This window comes from Ruminococcus sp. (genome assembly GCF_019417665.1).
GTDB lineage: Bacteria > Bacillota > Clostridia > Oscillospirales > Ruminococcaceae > Ruminococcus_C.
Window position 1 is genome coordinate 38,111 of the sequence record NZ_DXUU01000009.1, and the last position, 18,734, is coordinate 56,844.

Genomic DNA, 18,734 nt, shown 5'->3' on the forward strand with positions numbered 1-18,734 from the left:
ACATAATATTATATTTTTGTAAATGCTCAAAAAGAAAAGGCAGACACGCCGTCCTGACGCATCTGCCTTTTCCTATTTTACTGCAATTCCTGCTCCAACTCCCGGAACACCGGCGTATCAAAAAAATCAGTGATCGAAATTTCTAACCCATCACATAACTTTTTCAGCGTGACAATTCCCGGATTTTTACTCTCGCCGCACATAATGCTTTTAATAGTTGACTGCGATACACCTGCCGCATAAGCAAGTCCGTTCTGGGTCAGATGCCGCTGTGCGCAAAGTTCTTTCAGCCGCTCTACCACGACATCATAAATTCCCATTTTACTTACCCTTTCCGCCGTTTCCGGTTATACCCACCGTTCCGGGGATTCTGGGTGTATCCATGCCGGGACGAACGCCGCTGACCGCCGTTTCTGCCCCGGTTCCGGGCATCCTCCCGGCGATAACCATAGCCGCCGTCACGTTCCTCGTATTTCCGCACAGCCACCTGCTTACCGTTGATCTTCTCATTCTGCATGGCATCCACCACAAAGTCCAGCTCTGCCTCAGGCACTTCCACCGTGGTAAACTGATCGTGAATGTCGATCTTCCCGAACTCGTTGCCTGCCATACCTGTGGCTTCCACCAGTGCACCCAGGATAAAATTGGGTGCCATCCGGTCTTTTCGTCCGGCATTAATATGCACACGCACGGTCTTTGCCCCGGCACGCTTGCCCTTGCGAATGGGCTTCGGCACATCAAAGGTAGGCAAGTTTTTCGTTACCTCTTCCAGACGCTGCTGCACCATTGCTGCAAGAATATGTTTCGCAGAATCTCCCTGCTCCAGCAGCGTTTCCGTCAGTGCCATTGCCTCCTCAGAGATCTCCGTCTCCGACAATGCCAGCAGTTTCTCCCGCTGCGCATCCACAGCCAGTGCCCGCAATTCCTTGGAAGTAGGCACTGCGATCTCCGTGATATCTGCCTTGGTATAACGGGAAATGTCACGCAGTTCCATCTCCTGCTTGCGGCTGCTGAGAATATTGTACGCCGTACCAGTCTTTCCGGCACGTCCCGTTCTGCCGATGCGGTGAATATAATACTCATGATCCTGGGGCAGATCGTAGTTGAACACAGCGTCCACGCCCTTAACATCAATGCCACGTGCTGCCACATCCGTTGCGATCAGAATGGTACTTCTGCCGCTTTTGAAACCGTTCATGACCTGAGTACGCTGGAGCTGTTTCATATCTCCATGCAGTCCCACCGCTGGGAATCCCCGGAGACACAGGGCTTCTGTCAGCTCGTCCACGGTCTTTTTGGTATTACAGAAAATCATGGTGGAATTGGGCTGCTTCGCCAGCAGAAGCAGCTGTAACGCATCGGTCTTGCGTCCCATAGGCACGCTGACATAGTACTGGGCGATAGCATCCACCGTCCGGTGTGCACTCTGGATCTGTACCAGCACCGGGTCTTTCTGATATTGCTTGGTGATCGCCAGGATCGCCGGGGGCATCGTTGCGGAAAACAGCACCGTCTGCCGTTCCTCTGGAACTTGCGCCAGTACCGCTTCGATATCTTCCCGGAAACCCATGTTCAGCATTTCGTCCGCCTCGTCCAGTACAATGGTTTGCAGCTGGTCAAGCTTCAGTGTACGGCGGCGGAGATGATCCAGCACACGTCCCGGCGTCCCCACTACCAGATTTGCACCGTTTTTCAACTGATGGATCTGTCTGTCCATGCTGGCACCGCCATAGACGGCAACAGGACGCACATGCTTTTTGAACCGGGCAAATTTCCGGATCTCATCGCACGCCTGCATCGCAAGTTCTCTGGTGGGGCAAAGAATCAGAGCGCAGACATGATTACAGTCCTCCGGCTGCATCTGCTCCAGAATGGGAATGCTGAATGCGGCGGTTTTTCCCGTACCGGTGTTGGATTTGCCGATCACATCCTTGCCCTCCAACAGCAGAGGGATGGTTTTTTCCTGAATCTCTGTCATTTCTGTAAAGTCCAGCTGCGCCACTGCCTCCAGCAGCGGTGCGGATAGGTTTAGTTCTTGAAATTGCATGTTACTCCCTTTCTACGATTTCTTGTTCCTCAAATAGCAACTCTTGTGTTATGCCATCAAATGATACTCTTCTTAATTCCTTTGCATTTTTTGCTGAATCCATCAGCCTGACCCCGTAATACGGTATTCCAGTAGATAGCCATCTTCATACGTACGAACCTCAACGATTTCTGCATATTCCGGACCGTTGCTGTAGTCTGTTTCCGTTTTTTGAAAGCCAGCCTGTTCCATGGCTTCTTCCTGTGTCAGTTCGTCTGTGAAATAAAGATATCCTGTGCCGTGATTTTCTTCGCACATTCCTTCGCCGCAATAATGTCCCTCTTTCACATGACAGAAACTCTGTCCCTCTAAATCCATTTTATCTGCGAGCTTTTCTCCGTCTGTGGAGCAACCTGTCAACAATATGAGCAATAGGGAAAATGTCAAAATCATTTTTCTCCAAATATTCAAAAGCTCACCTCCCGACAAAAAAGCGCACCCAGCACCGCCCGTGGCGAAACCGGATACGCCCATTCCCCTGTCAAACGCCATTAGTCCTCTTCCGGCATATTCCAGTTATGATATACATTCTGTACGTCATCGCTATCCTCCAGCTGCTCCAGCAGAAGAACGATCTTTCTCATCGCCTGACTGATCCATAGTATTTTAATCATGCCCCGTGATTTCATATCTCAGGATGTATCCATTTTTATAGCTGCAGCTCCAACAAACTTTTGCAAACTCCCCGTTGGAATATCTATTTTCTCCAATTTTGGTGAATCCTGCCATTTCCATAGCATCTTCTTCCGTGTATTGGTCTGTATAATACAGATATCCGACATAATGGTCTTCCTCACAGACACCATCGCCGCAATAGTATCCCTCTTTTAGGCAGACAAAATCCTTCCCGTCCAGATCAGTCTGATCTACAATGTTTTTCGCTTTGACGGTCACAAGCAGGATCAGCATAAGCAAAATGATAAAAGCCGTCCGCACGCCACGAAAAAACCACGTTCTAACGGATTCCTCCTGTGGGGGTTCTGTGTGTTCCATCAGCTGTTATTCCTCTTCTGGCATACTCCAGTTATGATATACATTCTGTACGTCGTCATTATCCTCCAACTGTTCCAGCAGAAGATTCATCTTCTTGATGGCATCCTCATCCTCCAGCGTGGTATAAGTCGCCGGGATCTGCATGACTTCCGCAGAAAGCACATTGTAGCCCTTTGCAGTCAGCCCCTCACGCAGTCCGCTCAGTGCAGACGGTGCGCAGGATACCTCGATCACATCCTCATCCTCCATGGAGAAATCATCTGCGTCAAACTCGAAGCAGTCCTCCATGACCTGATCCTCGTCCAGACCGGTATTTTCCAGTACTACCATACCTTTTTCGCTGAACATAAAGGAAACGCAGCCCGGTGTACCCAAATTGCCACCGAACTTATCGAAATAATGACGTACATCGCCGGCAGTCCGGTTCTTGTTGTCGGTCAGGCACTCTACGATAACAGCCACACCGTTAGGACCATAGCCCTCATAAACGATAGTCTCATAGTTATTCTTGTCGCCCTCGCCTGCCGCTTTCTTGATGACACGGTCAATGTTGTCATTGGGCACGTTGTTAGACTTTGCCTTTGCGATGAGATCCCGCAGCTTGGAATTGGTGTTGGGATCAGGGCCGCCCTCTTTGACGCAGACGGTGATCTCTCTGCCGATCTTTGTGAAGATCTTTCCCTTTGCGGCATCAGTCGCCTCTTTTTTTCGCTTGATATTATTCCACTTCGAATGTCCTGACATATTGCAAACACTCCTCTTTTTTCAGTTGCATCCATAAACATGGCTTTTTCCTTGAAAACCAGAAGGGTAGGGCGGGGACTTGCTCCCGCCGAATCTGGCATATAACAATGTAAACTTTTTCAATAGGATGACACGCTACATTGCCCTTTCCTTATATGGATGACATCGCATCTTCTATACAAACGGCAAACAATTCCACAAGCCGCTGCTCTGCGCCAATCAGGTGCAAATAGCCGAACAATGCTTCCAGTCCTGTTGCCTTATGATAATCCTGCGCCGCTGTATGGCGTGGGACAGTATTATTGGCATTTCTGCCGCGCTTGTACACCCCAAGCTCATCCTCCGTCAGTTGAGACAGAATACGGTCGGCTGCCTGTGCCTGGAATTCCGCACAGACCAGCTGCACCTTTTTCTCGTGCAGCTTTGCCGCTGGCTGATTTGCCTCCAGCAAGAGCCGTTCCCGCACCATGACCTCATAGACGCTGTCCCCCAGAAATGCCAATGCCAGGGGGCTGTATTGTCTCGCCTGAGACGCTGTGATACCAAGCTGCATCAATGCTCAGCCTCCTTACGGCACAAAGTCGAATTCGAATCCCAGGATATCAACGCCGTCACCCTCCTGGATGCCCTTTTCTTCCAGTGCATCAATAATACCGCTGCTGCGGAGCACACGCTGGAAGTACTGCAAAGACGAATAATCGTCCATGTTGACTGTCCGCAGAATGGGTTCCAGCCAGGGCGCATGGACATAATACACGCCGTCCTCCACTTCGATCTCGAACTGACCGTGGGCATTTTCCGCCAGTTCTTCCTGCGTAGGCGTCTCCGGCTCATATTGCAAAATGGGCGGCAGTGTTTGCAGCATTGCAGCCGTTGCCTGTACCAGCTCTGCTGTACCAGCTGTAGTCGCCGCAGAGATCTCATAGAAGGGCAGTCCCTTTTCCTTGATATAGCTGCGAAAACGTTCGATCTGTTCCGGTTCTGCCATATCGCACTTATTTGCTACCACAATTTGAGGACGCTCTGCCAGTTCTTCCCGGAATCGTTCCAGTTCGCCCTGAATGGTCTCGTAATCCTGGGTGGGGTCACGTCCCTCAGAACCGGAGACATCCACCACATGCAAAATCAGCCGGCAGCGTTCCACATGGCGCAGGAAATCATGTCCCAGTCCCACGCCATCGCTGGCGCCCTCAATCAGACCGGGGATATCCGCCATGACAAAGGACTGCTCCTCCGCCACACGCACCATGCCCAATACCGGAGTCAGGGTAGTGAAGTGATAGTTGGCGATCTTCGGTTTTGCAGCGCTGACCACAGAGATCAGCGTGGATTTTCCCACATTGGGGAAACCCACCAGTCCTACATCAGCCAAAAGCTTCAGTTCCAGGGTCACATCAAAGCTTTCGCCTGGAAAGCCCGGCTTTGCGAACCGTGGGATCTGCCGGGTAGAAGTGGCAAAGTGAATATTACCCTTTCCGCCTCTGCCGCCCTTGGCAAGGATCTGGGGTTCATCGGTGGAGAGATCCGCCATGATGCGGCCGGTTTTTGTTTCACGTACCACAGTACCCCGAGGCACACGGATAATGAGATCCGGTGCGCTTTTTCCGGTACAGTTACGAGCACCGCCGTTTTCACCACGCTGGGCGGTGTACTTCCGCTTATAGCGAAAATCAATCAGCGTAGAGAAGTTATCGTCCACCTGAAAAACGATATCGCCGCCTTTTCCGCCGTCACCGCCGTCGGGGCCGCCGGCTGCCACATATTTTTCCCGGTGAAACGAAACAGCACCGTCGCCGCCGTCACCTGCTTTAATGGTAATGCGAGCCTGATCCACAAACATAGCTTTCGTCTCCTTCCTGTTTTAGACATTATAAATTTCTATCAAAAAATCCCAAGCGTGCCGCTCGGGATTTCCTGTCGTTCTTCACGTAAAACAGCAAAAGCTGTCAGTTACTGAGCAGCGTATACGCTGACCTTCTTGCGGTCACGGCCAACACGCTCAAACTTTACGGTACCATCTACCATAGCGAACAGTGTGTCATCAGAACCGATGCCAACACCATTGCCCGGATGAATGTGAGTACCTCTCTGGCGAACCAGAATGTTGCCAGCCTTTACAAACTGACCGTCTGCACGCTTTACGCCCAGACGCTTGGACTCAGAATCACGGCCGTTCTTGGTAGAACCAGAACCTTTCTTATGTGCAAAAAACTGCATACTAATGCGCAACATAACTTTACACCTCCATGTGTCTCAATTGGATATACGCAGGATAAGCCTCTGCAAGCAGCTGGAACTGCAATTCCAGTCCGGCAAAGAGCCGGTCTGCATTTCCGGAATCATCCGGTTTGTCCAGTCGGAGTACAATTGCCGCTGTTTTCTCTGTTTCCTCTGCGGAAACCGGGAGATGGTATATCTCCGTCATGAGATTGGCAACTGTCTGCACTGCGGAAGAAACGCTTGCACAGACAATATCTGCACCCTCTTCTGCATAGCCGGCATGTCCCTCAACGGAACAGCCCGTGCAGTGCTCCCCTGCATAGAAAAAACGTGCGGAAATCATTATGCCTCAATGGCTTCGATCTGCACCTGGGTATAGGGCTGTCTGTGACCCTGCTTCTTCTTCTCGCCCTTCTTCGGCTTGTAAGTCATAACAGTGATCTTCTTTGCCTTGCCATTCTTGATGACCTTGGCACGAACAGAAGCACCGTCTACATACGGCTTACCGATCTTCAGACCGTCCTCGCCGCCGACTGCAACAACCTTGTCAAATACAATGCTGTCCTCTGCCTCTACGTTCAGCTTTTCGATAAAGAGCGTATCGTTTGCCTTTACCTGATACTGCTTTCCGCCGGTTTCAATTACTGCGTACATGATATCTGGCACCTGCCTTTTACAAAAACTCGCTGCGCTGGGTGCATAAAAATGCTTTTTGACCCGGACGCATGCGGCTTTTTTATTGTATCATATTTCCGTGAGCTTGTCAAGATTTTTCTAAAATTTTTTTCGGAGGGGGGCAATCATTCTTCCTATGATAAATCTTACGGCAATATTGCACAAAGATTGTATGTTGTTTCCCTTATACCATTAAAATCACAAATAAGACAACAAACATCACACAGGTCAGGAGATACTGCAAAGCGACCATGCCCACAATGAGCCAGCCGTTTGTGCCGCCCTGAGAGCGCAGCCGGTGACGGCGCATTTCTTTGGAAAGATCTTCCTTTGCAATTCGATTCACCTGGCGCAGCACAAAATGATAATACAGCCAGTTCCCAGAAAGTCCCAGAACAATGGTCATACCGACTTCCAGATAGTTACAGATCACAGCTGCATTATATACAAAAGTCTCACAGCCTTCCAGCCGTTCCAGCATTCCCTGCATCATCTGCTGCATGTTGGGATACATTTCTGCGAGCATACTGCCCTCAGTACTCTTCATCGTCTGGATCATGTCCGGCAGTGCTGTTTGCAGCATCATTGCCATCTGCGGCAGATGCAGCAGTGTCATCACAGCAATCAAAATGATAGAAAACAGCCACATTTTCCGGTTTGCAAAATAAAACTGAGGAAAAATCAGGCAGGGAAAATTCAGGGAAATCCTATGTCCCTCATGGAACCGCCGGAATTTCGGCAGATAGTACAGGGTGTTGTTGCCCACGAAATCCGCCACATCCTCCAGGCGTTCTCCGCCGATGACATCGTCCCGGTTCATGCCGCAGCAGGGATCGTCCATTCCCATCATCTCTGCTGTCCTGCGCATCCGTTCCCGGAAGGAATCCCGTTGGGGCGGCACATTGCTGTCCCCGTTTTCCTCCCAGGACGGCATCTGCAGCGACACCTCCATAGAAGCACCGCAGTTCTGACACCGCTGTGCAGCCTGATCGTTGGCAGTACCACAGTTAGGGCAGATCCGCTCCGGCTTCTGTTCTTCTTCTTTTTTTTGTTCTGATTGCCAGGTTTCCCCGGATTGATGCAGTTCTATATTGATGCACTTGTTATTCTTTGCCCAGCATTCCCGATGATAGGGCGTACCGCACTCCGGGCAGACTACCACCTCATCGTTTTCCTGTAACTTTTTTCCGCAGCCGAAACACGGATCTCCTGTATGCAGTCTCATATACCATCCCTCTTTCCATGGGTACTTTAAGGCAACACCGCACAAAGACCGCCTGACGGCTTTGCACGTCATATGCTTGCATATTTTCCGTCATATTTCGCAAAAATGCTCGTGAATACACAAAGTATTCACTCCGCTTTTTGTTTCATCTGACGAAAAATCTGACTGCGCATCTAACGTGCAATCCTTGTGCGGTATTGCCTTGAATACTTTCTTCTTATTATATCACATGGGAAAAATTTTTTCAATATCCAAAGAAAATATTTGCATCTCAGATGATTTTGTAGTATAATAAAAAAGATACGAAGAATAGCAGGAGGTTTCACCATGTAGAAACTGTTTTGATCCTGAAACATCACTATGACATAAAGGAGAATACCCATGATTTTATTAGATGAATTGCGTGTCACCATGAGCGATTACCGAAAGGAACTGGAAGAACTGTATGAAGTTCTTGGCATTGAAGCCGCACAGGCACGCTATGATGAACTGCAAAAGCAGGTGGCCGAACCAGGCTTCTGGGATGACCTGGAGAATTCCCAGAAAGTGCTCCAGGAATCCAAGGCTCTGGAGAACAAGATCAACAAGTACAAGAAAATGGAAGAATCCCTGGAGGATATTCTGACCCTCATTGAGCTGACTATGGAAGAGGGCGAGGAGGAATCCAATGCTGAGCTGAACGAAGAGGCGGACAACTTTGTGAAAGAACTGGAATCCCTGAAGCTGGCGTCCCTGCTGACAGGCGAATATGACAGTTCCAACGCCATCCTCACATTCCACGCTGGCGCCGGCGGTACTGAGGCACAGGACTGGGCAGAAATGCTCTACCGTATGTACAACCGCTGGGCAGAACGCCACAATTACAAAGTGGAGCTGCTGGACTATCTGGATGGTGACGAAGCCGGTCTGAAGAGTGCGTCCATCCTGATCTCCGGCGATAACGCTTACGGTTTTTTGAAGTCGGAATCCGGTGTACACCGTCTGGTGCGCGTGTCACCCTTTGATTCCTCCGGACGCCGTCACACTTCCTTTGCAGCGCTGGAAGTGATGCCGGAAATCGACGACTCCATGGAAGTAGACATCCGTCCTGAGGATATCAAAATGGACGTATTCCGTTCCAGCGGTGCCGGCGGTCAGCATATCAACAAGACAAGTTCCGCAGTCCGTCTGACCCACCTGCCCACAGGCATTGTGGTTTCCTGCCAGACCCAGCGCAGCCAGTTCCAGAACAAGGACTACGCCATGAAAATGCTCCGTGCAAAGCTGGTAGAGATCAAAGAGCGGGAACATCTGGACAAGATCGCCGACATCAAGGGCGTCCAGAAGGAGATCGCATGGGGTGCGCAGATCCGTTCCTATGTGTTCATGCCCTATACCCTGGCGAAGGATCACCGCACTGGCTTTGAAAACGGCAATATCCAGGCAGTCATGGACGGCGATCTGGACGGCTTCATTAACGCATATCTGAAAGCACTTTCCAGCGGCACTCTGCAAAAGTAATACGTTCCATTCAAACGAAAAATAGAACAGAAAAAAACAGCGTTATCCCTTTTATGGGTAACGCTGTTTCTGTATAACGCTGACTTGCAGTTTCTTCATAAAACGGAAATAACCGCCTGACTTCCACATAAGAGCCTGTTCAGTATCTTTTTATGTGCGGATTTTCGAGCATAATTTTGTCGTTTACAAGGAAAAAATCCGCAGGCATACTGACGTATGGCAAGGATTTTCGACGCAGTTAACGGCAAAATTTGCCGAAAGGACGTGCGAAAAAAGATGCTGAACAGGCTCTAAGGCGGCTATTTCTATTGTAGGGGCGACCATTGGTCGCCCGTTGCGGTTTGCCTGGATTTTTGGCGGGCGACCAATGGTCGCCCCTACATAAAATGATTCATTTTACAGCATATAATTTTAAAATTGATTTGCGTGCGCAAAAGCAAAACCGGATGCAGCTATGTGAATCGCTGCACCCGGTTTTTTGGAGAGTTGTATGTGAAAACGGGAAATGTTTAATTGAGAGGAACCATATTGTCACCCAGCTGCACGGAAACTACATCCGCCGGGTCAATGGGCTTTTCCAGACGGCATTCGAAATCCCAGCCTTCGCCATCGTGATAATACGAAGCGCCTGTCACAATACCGGACAGTGTACTGCCGTCTGTCAGAGTCAGAACCACCGGCGTCAAGGCGTAGTCAGGATGATGCGGGCTGCCGTCCAGGTAGATCCGACCTGTGCCGGAAGCTGTCAGCGTAAACCCTTGCATCCCCAGCTGTTCCAGATATGCTGTTCCGCTGATGGATTCGATGCATACTGGCTCCTCAAAAGTATAAGAACGTGCTTCCAGCGGTTCACCCAGATGCAGGGTTGCAGAGATCGTTCCCAACAGTTCCATTTGTTCGTATTCGATATAACCGTCCTGTTCTTTCAGCAAATCCGTAACATCTGACAATGCGATCTCCACATCCAACGTATCTGCATCAAAAGGTTCCTTGAATTTCAGCTCATATTCAAATTGATATGAACCATTCCCCAGCGCTGTCAGTTCCGTTCCACGTCCGCATTCTGCCAATGCAAAAGGTTCGCCGTCCTCTTTCCAGCCACATTCGCCGTTGATTTTCGGATATTCCAGTCCATTCTGCGATGGTGTCGTATATTCCATGAGCATCTTGTTTTCCAGATCGATGCCCTCGTCCGGCACGACATCGAAAAGCAGATAAATGGTTCTGGCGTCATGCACAACTGCTGACGGTGTAATGGTCATGCCCTCCATGCCGGTCACCGTGAAATTCTCCATCGTACCATACAGGTTTACCGCAGATCCCGGCACTTCTTCCACTGTCATTTCCGGGAAGAGCAATTGCAGCACGCTGACATGCTGTGCCGCCGCCACGGAGCAGACACTAACCACACTGACACACGCCACTGCCGCAATGGCAATGGCAGCTTTCTTTTTCCATGTTACACGGGGCTTGGCGGAAACAGGCTGTTCCCCCTTCTGCACTGCCGCCAGGATCTTCTGCTCGCACGCATCAGACATGCGAATCTGTTCCATAACTCGTTTGTATTGCCGTTTGTCCATAGTGAAACCCACCTTTCTGTTCCAGCAGTGCCTTCAGTTTCTTTCGGGCACGCTCCAGCTGCGTCTGAATGGTTGAGGGATTCCGCCCGGTGATCTGAGAGATTTCCTTCACGGAATATTCCTCATAATAATATAGCAAAATCACTGCCCGGTACTTTTCCGGTAAAGAGAACACTGCTGCATACAGTGCATTTTCTGACGGTTCTGCAAAAGCATCCGCCATTTCATCCAGCAGTTCTGCCCGGTTCTTATGCCACGACGAACGGCACAGATCATGACAGGCGTTGATGGTCACACGAATGAGCCATGCCTTTTCCACTCCCTCGTCCGGGAATGGTTCTTTGTGCATAAAGAATTTCAGGAATGTCTCCTGCGCCACGTCCTCTGCATCTGCCTTGTTCCGGAGATAGGTATAAGCGATGCGATAAACTGTGTCTTTGTATTGTTTCAGCTTCTGTTGAAATTGCTGTTCTTCCATTCAGTCCACCTCCTTCGGCATCTCTTTTTGAAGTGCTTCACCCCTATAACGATCTTAGTGGGCAAAATATCTCACTTTCTCAAAAAATTTTGCTGTGAAACAGAAAACGTCTGCACGAAAATACAGCAGGGACAAAAAATATGACCCGGAAAGAATAACTAGCTCCTTCCCGGGTCATTTTTCGGTTACTTCCATGATATCTATCCAGAACAGACAGGATGACATCGTACTTTTCTTGTACACCACCAGCAAATTTATCTATTGGAGTCTGAGAGATTCGTATGACACGCCTTTTCCGTTTTTGCAATCATAACAAGCAGAAGAATCATAAAAAATGCAAGATACACAGGCATGATCTTCAGACTTATATGATTTGCGATCAAGCCGAAAATAGGCGGCATAAAGGTTGAACCAACATAAGCGCTTGCCATCTGAATGCCGATAATGCCCTGCGAATTCTCTGCGCCGAAGTTTTTCGGCGTGGAATGGATAATACACGGATAAACCGGCGCACAGCCCAGCCCAATTATAATAAATCCAATCACAGATGTGATCTTGAAAGGGAGCGTAATAAAGCACACGCCAAATAATGCAATACTTGTGCCCAGGCGGATCATCCTATTGTCCCCCAATTTATCTGACAAAAAGCCTGATAAAAATCTTCCCACTGTGATCCCGATAAAGAACAACGAACCGAATGCAGCAGCTTCTTCCTTTGCTGCGCCTCTCGTCCCCTCCAGGTAACTGCTTGCCCATAACATGGTTGTAGCTTCTGCCGCACAATAGGACAAAAAGCCTATCAAAAGATACGGCACGCCTTTGATTTTCAGGGCGCCTCTTATACCAAGAATTTCGGTATTATTTTCTTTTACAGCAGTGGACTTATTGACTTTCCACAGAGGCAGCGTAAACAACAGCACAGCGGCAATCCCGAATTGCAAATAAGAAACCATGCGATAGCCGTTCGTCCATGCAGTGTGTGTCAGGGCATAACTCATAATATACGGACTAATGATCGTTCCCACACCCCAGAAACAGTGCAGCCAACTCATATGCCTGGAGTTATAATGCAGCGCAACGTAATTGTTCAATGCTGCGTCGATGGCACCTGCGCCAAGTCCATATGGTATGCCCCATAAACACATCTGATAGAACTCTGTTGCAGTAGAGAACCCCCACAAAGCGACTGCGGTGAGAAAAACACTCACGATCATCACAGTTCTTGTTCCGAATTTTTTCGTAAGTCGTTCCGACATCAGCCCAGAAATAATGGTGCCGCCTGAAATGATCATAGAGATCCATCCCATGTAGGACAACGGCACTCCAAATTCAGTCCGGATGGTAGGCCATGCGGAACCCAGCAGCGAATCCGGCAATCCGAGACTGATAAATGCAAGATATATAACCGCCAATAACAGTAAATACATTTTTATCCCTCTTTCATACTCGTCATAGGATGGATCCAAGCATTGGTACTGCCTTACCTTTACTTCTGTGGCAATACCGCAGCGGCAAGGGCATCACGAAGCCGTACAAGGGGTTCCTGTTCCAGCCGTTCCCGCATGGAAACAAAATATATTGTGCCGTACATGGACGGCGTGTCAATATAGATGCGCTTCAGATCATGCTCCGCCCGTTCTCTTGCCACGGTAGACTCAAACAGAAATGCAATGCCGTCTCCCTGGCGCAGCTGTTCCTTGAGGATGGTGAACGAATCCACCTCCAGCACATCCGCAAAGTCATAGAGAGAAATCCCCCGACTGCTCAGATTCTGTTGTACCAATGTCCGCAGACCGCAGCCCGATTCCATTAGGATCAAGGGCTGCTGCATAAGCTGCTGCCAAGTGCAGCCATAAAGTTGTTCTGCCAGAGTCGGACAGGCGGCAGCAATGATCTTCTCCCGGTACAACTCTGTTGCCTCTGCCAACATGTCGGGGATTTCCCCTTCCACGATCACAGCATCCAGCATGCCATTTTGCATCCGACGCAGCAACTGGCGTGTATCTGCCACATGGAGTTTCACTCTGGGATGAGCATCCGTGTGCATATAAGGGCACAAGGGCTTCAACACCGGTGAAAACGCCACTGTCGGTGTCAGCCCGATATCAAAGGTCACGCCTTCCTTCATATGATACAACCGCTTCCGGATCTCTGCATCCTGAGCACGCTGGAGAATCACCTTGTCTTGTAAATATTGTCCGGCTTCTGTCATTTCCACCCGTCTGCCGTCATAGCGAAACAACTGGCACTGATAAAATTGCTCCAGGTATTTGATATGCTGTGTCACCGATGGCTGGGTCAGATGCAGTCGCTCTGCTGTCCGGGTATAGCTTTTTGTCTCACAGAGAGAGAGAAATGTATCCATTCGATAATCCAGCATACAACTTCCTCCTTGCAATTATTTCGCAGCTGCTGTAACGTAACAGCAAAAAAATGTTCCCTGCCCCTTTTCAAAAAGGCTGCCTGGCAATAAAGTTTTTTGATCCAGCAATTTTTCAAAAATGCTGGTGGGATCAAGGGGCAAAGCCCCTTGTCGCCGTCCGCAGACGGCGAAACTCCTGCGCCATACCTTGGCGCACGGTGAAAAGGGTGAGAAAAGCGACAGCTTTTCGAGGGAAAGCGGACAAGACCGCTTTCCCTGGTAAGCCTTTTCCACAAGTAAAGCCTTGTAAACGTCCCAGTGGGACGTTTACAACGAAATCAGCTTTCAAACAACACTTCTCAATCAAGACAAAATATCCTCATACTCCCGTTTCTTCGGACGATTCATGAGATTCTGCACTGCCTGGGCTGCACTTGCGCCGTCAAACAACACATGGTACAGCTGTTCCGTAATGGGCATACTCACATGGTGCACCTGCGCCAGCTTCCACGCTGCATGGCAGCAATAGTAGCCTTCTACCGTGCCCACCTGCTTTACTGCCTCTTCGGGGGAAACACCCTCGCCGATAAGAATGCCTGCACGGCGATTGCGGCTGTGCATACTGCAGCAGGTAACGATGAGATCGCCGATACCGGACAGACCACAGAAGGTTTCCGGCTTTCCGCCCATTTTCACGCCCAGATTGGTGATCTCGTGAATACCGCGTGTCATCAGGGCAGCCTTGGTGTTATCGCCGCATTTCAGTCCATCACAGACGCCTGCCGCCAGAGCAATAATATTTTTCAGCGCACCGCCGATCTCACAGCCAACCGGATCGGTATTGATATAAATCCGCAGGGTCTGACTGGAGAACATATCTTGTATCATTGCCGCAGCCGATTCATTTTTCGACGCTGCAACTACTGTGGTAGGAACACCTCGCCCCACTTCCTCGGCATGAGACGGCCCCGTGATCACGCCTACAGCATTGTCGGGATATTCCGACTGAATCACCTGACTCATTGTCAAAAAAGTGTCTTCTTCCAGTCCCTTGCTGGCATTGACCAGCACCATCTGGGGCGTAATGTACGGTTTCAGCCGCTGTGCCACAGAGCGAATGAACTGAGAAGGTACAACAAACACAATGAGATTGCTGCCCTCCATGCACTGGGGATCGCAGGTGAACCCGATCTCTTTCGGAAGCGGTACGCCGGGCAGCTTTGTCTTATGCTCCCCGTCCCGGAGAATCGCCTGGACAATTTCCTCTGAAATATCCCAGACTGTCACCGCATGGTGGTTCTGATTTGCAATGATCGCAAGACTTACGCCGAATCCTCCGGCACCAATGATGGTTACTTTTTCCATAATTACCCTCCTTCTGTCACTCGTGGGTCTTGGATGAATGGAATGAGAATTTATTTTCGTTTCCGGCTCTCAGCCGCTGGATATTGCTGCGGTGCATCCAGATGACCCATGCTGCCATCAGGGCAGAGAGTCCGGTATTCAGCCAGATATACCACATGGGGAGATCGCCCCGCTGCCACATCTGAAACAGGAATGTAATCACGGGGCAGCAAGCCGAAGCGATAATAGAACCCAAAGAGACATATCTGGAAATTGCCAGAACGACAATAAAAATCAGGATCAGGCACAAAAAAACTTTCCAGTCGATACCCAGAAAGACCGATACACCTACTAGAACGCCCTTTCCGCCTTTAAAATGATAATAAATAGGAAACACATGCCCCAGAATGGCGAAGATACCAGCAATATAGCCGATAAAATGCACATCCTGCTGAGCCGTCAGACCAGTATCCAGAAGCACACAGATACCCCGGCTCAGCCACACGGCAACAATACCTTTTGCCAAATCACCCAGCAAAGTCAATGCAGCGCAGCCCTTTCCAAAACAGCGCAGGGTATTGGTCAGACCGGCGTTATGGCTGCCATAGTCCCGGATGTCTTTGTGTTTCAGCAGACGCACCACCAGAATGGCGCTGTTGAAACTACCCAGCAGATAGGACAGCACTGCCGACAAAACAATTGCCAAAATCAGCATAACTGCAACCTCCGTTATTTGTCATCTCTGGCACGTTCCCGCACCACAAACCGCACAGGTGTTCCCGTTAGACCGAATGTGGAGCGGATCTGATTTTCAATATACCGCTGATAAGAAAAGTGGAACAGATCAGCACGGTTCACAAAGATAACAAACGTAGGCGGCTTGGTGCTTGCTTGGGTGATATAGTAGATCTTCAGGCGGCGTCCCTTATCCGACGGTGGCTGAACACGAGTGGTGGCATATGCCAACACATCATTGAGCATACCCGTGGAGATGCGCATACTGTTCTGCATGTGGACTTCTTGGATCTTCTCGAACAACTTCTGCACACGCTGTCCTGTCTTTGCAGAAATAAACAGAAACGGTGCATAAGACATGAAGCTGAAATCATTTTTCAGCTTTTCCTCATATTCTTTCATGGTGTTACCGTCTTTTTCGATGAGATCCCACTTGTTCACCACAATGATGGACGCCTTGCCCTGTTCGTGGGCATAGCCGGCAACCTTGGAATCCTGTTCCGTAAAACCCTCTGCCGCATCAATGAGGATCAAGCATACATCCGCACGATCCACCGCCATATAGGCACGCAGCACACTGTAATGCTCAATACGCTCAGTAATACGTGCTTTTTTGCGGATACCGGCGGTGTCGATGAGGACAAACTTACCGTTTTCATTTTCCACTGTGGTGTCTGTTGCGTCACGAGTCGTTCCGGCAACGTTGGACACAATGGCACGGTCTTCTCCGGCAATACGATTCACCAGAGAGGATTTTCCCACATTAGGCTTGCCGATAATGGCAACCTTGATGGCATCCTCGTCCTCCTCCAGCGCATCCTCCGGCGGCAGCAGATCATATACTGCATCCAGCATATCGCCGGTGCCGTGACCATGCGCCGCAGAGATGGGATAGGGGTCGCCAATGCCCAGATTGTAAAATTCATACAGTTCCAGAGGCGGTTCGCCGATAGAATCACATTTATTGACTGCGAGAACCACAGGTTTGCCGCTTTTCTGGAGCATACTTGCCACAGCACTGTCATCTGCCGTCACGCCGCAGCGCACATCTGTGACCAGAACGATCACGTCGGCACGCTCAATGGCAAGCTCCGCCTGGCGGCGCATCTGTTTCAGGATCACATCATCGGTAACTGTTTCGATACCGCCAGTATCCACCAGCATAAATTGCCGGTTTCGCCATTCGCCCTTGGCATAGATCCGATCACGTGTCACGCCCGGCGTGTCCTCGACAATGGACAGCCGCTGACCGATCAGCTTATTAAACAGGGTAGATTTTCCCACATTGGGACGCCCTACTACTGCAACAACTGGTAATTCCATAAATTTGTCATCTCCTTTTTTCGTTATATATCCTGTTTTTACGTTTCGTTGTGCACGGGCGAACAATGTTCGCCCCTACTGTCCGTAACATTTAAAATAATTTCTCACCCATTTTCAAAAAGGTTGCCTGGCAAGCTGGTCCAACTGAGCACAGCTGGCGCAGGTCCAGGGCTGCGGAAGCCCTGGCAGAGTCCAGGGACAGCGTCCCTGGTCGCCGTCCGCAAACGGCGAAACGCCCTGGCGCATCCTTTGCGCCGCAGAGAAAAGGGGTGAGAAAAGCGACAGCTTTTCGAGGGGAAAGCGTACAAGACCGCTTTCCCTTTGTAAAACCATCTCATCCAGTAAAACCTTGCAAACGTTCCGGTGGAATGTTTGCAACGCTACCACACTGTCCACATTCACTTCCCCAAAAGCGAGAAAAACCAACCATTCCTCCATTTAGAGCCTGTTCAGTATCTTTTTATGTGCGGATTTTCGAGCATAATTTTGTCGTTTACAAGGAAAAAATCCGCAGGCATACTGACGTATGGCAAGGATTTTCGACGCAGTTAACGGCAAAATTTGCCGAAAAGACGTGCGAAAAAAGATGCTGAACAGGCTCTTAGGGAAAACCATTCACCCAATGATATCTTTCCCGGAAATTTGTGGGCGAACACAGTTCGCCCCTACAATATTGCGCCATATCATAGAAAACATCCAGAATTCCCCGCAATTCTACAGCAAACAAAAAAGAGAGACGGCACAGGCCGCCTCTCCTCCTCGTACAAAATACTAAACTTTTCTCAGCACTTATTCTGCATCGTCCATTTTCAGAACGGCAACACCCTTGTAAAATCCGCAATTCTTGCAAACCTTGTGCGGAGCCTTAAATGCGCCACAGTTGTCGCATGTGCTCATTGCAGGTGCATCGAGCTTCCAAACAGCAGAACGTCTCTTATCACGTCTTGCCTTGGAGACCTTATTCTTCGGTACAGCCATGTCTTGGCACCTCCTTCTACTTTCGACAGTCGCAGGTGCCCTCGTTCAGATCACACCCACAGATATCGCACAGACCCTTGCAATCCTCCCGGCAAAGCATCTTTGTCGGCAGCATCAGCAAAAGATCTGAGATTGCTGTCTCATTCATATCAATGCTGTCGTGTTGTGCCACCAGGTATGTGTCATACACGTCTCCTTCACTTTGCAGTGACTGTACAACTGTGTGAGAAAAGTCATACGAATAGTCATGCGTCAGCTCTTTGAGACAGCGGTCACAGACTACATGCAGCGTACAGGAGACGGTGTAATGCAGTGTCACAATGCCGGCACGATTCTGAAGTGACCCCGATACCGTCACTGGTGCGTCAAACTGATATCCACGTACATCGACAAGCTCTTCCGGTGAGATCTGATACTCCACCGGCATCCGCATGCCCTCAATCTGAAATAGCTCCCGCAGCTGTAAAACCATACCTGTTTCCTTTCACGCA

The 18,734-nt window shown here is 49.6% G+C and carries 23 protein-coding genes; 1 reads left to right on the forward strand and 22 read right to left on the reverse strand.

Features of this window, described 5'->3' with window-relative positions; translation table 11 throughout:
- Positions 1-77 precede the first annotated feature (77 nt).
- The 12 genes from QZ375_RS04060 to QZ375_RS04115 form a co-directional block, all read right to left on the reverse strand.
- The gene (locus tag QZ375_RS04060; protein WP_295215633.1) at positions 78-320 is read right to left on the reverse strand and encodes a helix-turn-helix transcriptional regulator; all 243 of its coding nucleotides are present in this window, start codon (positions 318-320) and stop codon (positions 78-80) included.
- Between the two features lie 5 nt (positions 321-325).
- Entirely contained in the window at positions 326-2,047 is a 1,722-nt protein-coding gene (locus tag QZ375_RS04065; RefSeq protein ID WP_295215638.1) for a DEAD/DEAH box helicase, read from the reverse strand.
- A 102-nt stretch (positions 2,048-2,149) separates the two neighbouring features.
- Positions 2,150-2,497, reverse strand: coding sequence for a hypothetical protein (locus QZ375_RS04070; protein WP_295215642.1), 348 nt, complete (start codon positions 2,495-2,497; stop codon positions 2,150-2,152).
- An 80-nt stretch (positions 2,498-2,577) separates the two neighbouring features.
- Positions 2,578-2,700: a hypothetical protein gene (locus QZ375_RS04075; RefSeq protein WP_295215645.1), complete on the reverse strand. Its 123-nt coding sequence runs from the start codon at positions 2,698-2,700 to the stop codon at positions 2,578-2,580.
- A complete protein-coding gene (locus QZ375_RS04080; RefSeq protein WP_295215648.1) occupies positions 2,693-3,079 on the reverse strand; it encodes a hypothetical protein in 387 nt (128 codons plus the stop codon). The genes QZ375_RS04075 and QZ375_RS04080 overlap by 8 nt, the downstream gene beginning before the upstream one ends.
- A gap of 6 nt (positions 3,080-3,085) precedes the next feature.
- On the reverse strand, positions 3,086-3,823 hold the full coding sequence (locus QZ375_RS04085; RefSeq protein ID WP_295215651.1) for a YebC/PmpR family DNA-binding transcriptional regulator: 738 nt from the start codon (positions 3,821-3,823) through the stop codon (positions 3,086-3,088).
- Positions 3,824-3,974: 151 nt separating this feature from the next.
- The gene (locus QZ375_RS04090; RefSeq protein WP_295215655.1) at positions 3,975-4,376 is read right to left on the reverse strand and encodes a ribonuclease III domain-containing protein; all 402 of its coding nucleotides are present in this window, start codon (positions 4,374-4,376) and stop codon (positions 3,975-3,977) included.
- Between the two features lie 15 nt (positions 4,377-4,391).
- Positions 4,392-5,663 carry a GTPase ObgE gene (gene obgE, locus QZ375_RS04095; RefSeq protein ID WP_295215658.1) on the reverse strand — a complete coding sequence of 424 codons (1,272 nt, stop codon included), beginning with the start codon at positions 5,661-5,663 and terminating at the stop codon, positions 4,392-4,394.
- Positions 5,664-5,773: 110 nt separating this feature from the next.
- The gene (gene rpmA / locus QZ375_RS04100) at positions 5,774-6,055 is read right to left on the reverse strand and encodes a 50S ribosomal protein L27 (RefSeq protein WP_295215662.1); all 282 of its coding nucleotides are present in this window, start codon (positions 6,053-6,055) and stop codon (positions 5,774-5,776) included.
- 4 nt (positions 6,056-6,059) lie between these two features.
- Positions 6,060-6,386, reverse strand: coding sequence for a ribosomal-processing cysteine protease Prp (locus tag QZ375_RS04105; RefSeq protein WP_295215666.1), 327 nt, complete (start codon positions 6,384-6,386; stop codon positions 6,060-6,062).
- Positions 6,386-6,697 (reverse strand): 50S ribosomal protein L21, encoded by a 312-nt coding sequence (rplU, locus tag QZ375_RS04110; protein WP_295215669.1) that lies wholly within the window; start codon positions 6,695-6,697, stop codon positions 6,386-6,388. The genes QZ375_RS04105 and rplU overlap by 1 nt, the downstream gene beginning before the upstream one ends.
- 205 nt (positions 6,698-6,902) lie before the next feature.
- Positions 6,903-7,943, reverse strand: coding sequence for an RING finger protein (locus tag QZ375_RS04115; RefSeq protein ID WP_295215672.1), 1,041 nt, complete (start codon positions 7,941-7,943; stop codon positions 6,903-6,905).
- Positions 7,944-8,324: 381 nt separating this feature from the next.
- Between QZ375_RS04115 and prfB the strand changes: the two genes are divergently transcribed.
- Positions 8,325-9,443: a peptide chain release factor 2 gene (gene prfB, locus QZ375_RS04120; RefSeq protein WP_295215674.1), complete on the forward strand. Its 1,119-nt coding sequence runs from the start codon at positions 8,325-8,327 to the stop codon at positions 9,441-9,443.
- Positions 9,444-9,952: 509 nt separating this feature from the next.
- Here the strand turns inward: prfB and QZ375_RS04125 are convergent.
- The 10 genes from QZ375_RS04125 to QZ375_RS04170 all read right to left on the reverse strand — a co-directional run bounded on the left by QZ375_RS04125 (position 9,953) and on the right by QZ375_RS04170 (position 18,715).
- Positions 9,953-11,023, reverse strand: a complete 1,071-nt coding sequence (locus QZ375_RS04125) for a hypothetical protein (protein WP_295215677.1) — start codon at positions 11,021-11,023, stop codon at positions 9,953-9,955.
- Complete coding sequence (locus QZ375_RS04130) at positions 10,974-11,501, reverse strand: sigma-70 family RNA polymerase sigma factor (protein ID WP_295215680.1); 528 nt, start codon at positions 11,499-11,501, stop codon at positions 10,974-10,976. The genes QZ375_RS04125 and QZ375_RS04130 overlap by 50 nt, the downstream gene beginning before the upstream one ends.
- A gap of 254 nt (positions 11,502-11,755) precedes the next feature.
- Positions 11,756-12,928 (reverse strand): MFS transporter, encoded by a 1,173-nt coding sequence (locus QZ375_RS04135; RefSeq protein ID WP_295215683.1) that lies wholly within the window; start codon positions 12,926-12,928, stop codon positions 11,756-11,758.
- Between the two features lie 59 nt (positions 12,929-12,987).
- On the reverse strand, positions 12,988-13,881 hold the full coding sequence (locus QZ375_RS04140) for a LysR family transcriptional regulator (protein ID WP_295215686.1): 894 nt from the start codon (positions 13,879-13,881) through the stop codon (positions 12,988-12,990).
- Positions 13,882-14,226: 345 nt separating this feature from the next.
- The gene (locus QZ375_RS04145; RefSeq protein ID WP_295215689.1) at positions 14,227-15,228 is read right to left on the reverse strand and encodes an NAD(P)H-dependent glycerol-3-phosphate dehydrogenase; all 1,002 of its coding nucleotides are present in this window, start codon (positions 15,226-15,228) and stop codon (positions 14,227-14,229) included.
- Positions 15,229-15,244: 16 nt separating this feature from the next.
- Positions 15,245-15,922, reverse strand: coding sequence for a glycerol-3-phosphate 1-O-acyltransferase PlsY (gene plsY / locus QZ375_RS04150; protein ID WP_295215692.1), 678 nt, complete (start codon positions 15,920-15,922; stop codon positions 15,245-15,247).
- Between the two features lie 14 nt (positions 15,923-15,936).
- Complete coding sequence (der, locus tag QZ375_RS04155) at positions 15,937-17,265, reverse strand: ribosome biogenesis GTPase Der (RefSeq protein WP_295215696.1); 1,329 nt, start codon at positions 17,263-17,265, stop codon at positions 15,937-15,939.
- A 114-nt stretch (positions 17,266-17,379) separates the two neighbouring features.
- Positions 17,380-17,703: a hypothetical protein gene (locus QZ375_RS04160; protein ID WP_295215700.1), complete on the reverse strand. Its 324-nt coding sequence runs from the start codon at positions 17,701-17,703 to the stop codon at positions 17,380-17,382.
- Between the two features lie 351 nt (positions 17,704-18,054).
- Complete coding sequence (gene rpmF / locus QZ375_RS04165; RefSeq protein ID WP_295215703.1) at positions 18,055-18,243, reverse strand: 50S ribosomal protein L32; 189 nt, start codon at positions 18,241-18,243, stop codon at positions 18,055-18,057.
- Positions 18,244-18,259: 16 nt separating this feature from the next.
- Complete coding sequence (locus tag QZ375_RS04170) at positions 18,260-18,715, reverse strand: DUF177 domain-containing protein (protein WP_295215706.1); 456 nt, start codon at positions 18,713-18,715, stop codon at positions 18,260-18,262.
- Positions 18,716-18,734 lie beyond the last annotated feature (19 nt).

Excerpts from the sequence above, each read along its gene's own strand:
- QZ375_RS04130 (WP_295215680.1), bottom strand. The coding sequence starts at position 11,501 with ATGGAAGAACAGCAATTTCAACAGAAGCTGAAACAATACAAAGACACA.
- prfB (WP_295215674.1), top strand. The coding sequence starts at position 8,325 with ATGATTTTATTAGATGAATTGCGTGTCACCATGAGCGATTACCGAAAG.
- QZ375_RS04090 (WP_295215655.1), bottom strand. The coding sequence starts at position 4,376 with ATGCAGCTTGGTATCACAGCGTCTCAGGCGAGACAATACAGCCCCCTG.
- rpmF (WP_295215703.1), bottom strand. The coding sequence starts at position 18,243 with ATGGCTGTACCGAAGAATAAGGTCTCCAAGGCAAGACGTGATAAGAGA.
- QZ375_RS04075 (WP_295215645.1), bottom strand. The coding sequence starts at position 2,700 with ATGATTAAAATACTATGGATCAGTCAGGCGATGAGAAAGATCGTTCTT.
- QZ375_RS04060 (WP_295215633.1), bottom strand. The coding sequence starts at position 320 with ATGGGAATTTATGATGTCGTGGTAGAGCGGCTGAAAGAACTTTGCGCA.
- QZ375_RS04115 (WP_295215672.1), bottom strand. The coding sequence starts at position 7,943 with ATGAGACTGCATACAGGAGATCCGTGTTTCGGCTGCGGAAAAAAGTTA.
- obgE (WP_295215658.1), bottom strand. The coding sequence starts at position 5,663 with ATGTTTGTGGATCAGGCTCGCATTACCATTAAAGCAGGTGACGGCGGC.
- rpmA (WP_295215662.1), bottom strand. The coding sequence starts at position 6,055 with ATGTTGCGCATTAGTATGCAGTTTTTTGCACATAAGAAAGGTTCTGGT.
- der (WP_295215696.1), bottom strand. The coding sequence starts at position 17,265 with ATGGAATTACCAGTTGTTGCAGTAGTAGGGCGTCCCAATGTGGGAAAA.
- QZ375_RS04145 (WP_295215689.1), bottom strand. The coding sequence starts at position 15,228 with ATGGAAAAAGTAACCATCATTGGTGCCGGAGGATTCGGCGTAAGTCTT.
- QZ375_RS04125 (WP_295215677.1), bottom strand. The coding sequence starts at position 11,023 with ATGGACAAACGGCAATACAAACGAGTTATGGAACAGATTCGCATGTCT.
- QZ375_RS04135 (WP_295215683.1), bottom strand. The coding sequence starts at position 12,928 with ATGTATTTACTGTTATTGGCGGTTATATATCTTGCATTTATCAGTCTC.
- QZ375_RS04105 (WP_295215666.1), bottom strand. The coding sequence starts at position 6,386 with ATGATTTCCGCACGTTTTTTCTATGCAGGGGAGCACTGCACGGGCTGT.
- QZ375_RS04065 (WP_295215638.1), bottom strand. The coding sequence starts at position 2,047 with ATGCAATTTCAAGAACTAAACCTATCCGCACCGCTGCTGGAGGCAGTG.
- QZ375_RS04085 (WP_295215651.1), bottom strand. The coding sequence starts at position 3,823 with ATGTCAGGACATTCGAAGTGGAATAATATCAAGCGAAAAAAAGAGGCG.
- QZ375_RS04080 (WP_295215648.1), bottom strand. The coding sequence starts at position 3,079 with ATGGAACACACAGAACCCCCACAGGAGGAATCCGTTAGAACGTGGTTT.
- plsY (WP_295215692.1), bottom strand. The coding sequence starts at position 15,922 with ATGCTGATTTTGGCAATTGTTTTGTCGGCAGTGCTGTCCTATCTGCTG.
- QZ375_RS04170 (WP_295215706.1), bottom strand. The coding sequence starts at position 18,715 with ATGGTTTTACAGCTGCGGGAGCTATTTCAGATTGAGGGCATGCGGATG.
- rplU (WP_295215669.1), bottom strand. The coding sequence starts at position 6,697 with ATGTACGCAGTAATTGAAACCGGCGGAAAGCAGTATCAGGTAAAGGCA.
- QZ375_RS04140 (WP_295215686.1), bottom strand. The coding sequence starts at position 13,881 with ATGCTGGATTATCGAATGGATACATTTCTCTCTCTCTGTGAGACAAAA.
- QZ375_RS04160 (WP_295215700.1), bottom strand. The coding sequence starts at position 17,703 with ATGGAGGAATGGTTGGTTTTTCTCGCTTTTGGGGAAGTGAATGTGGAC.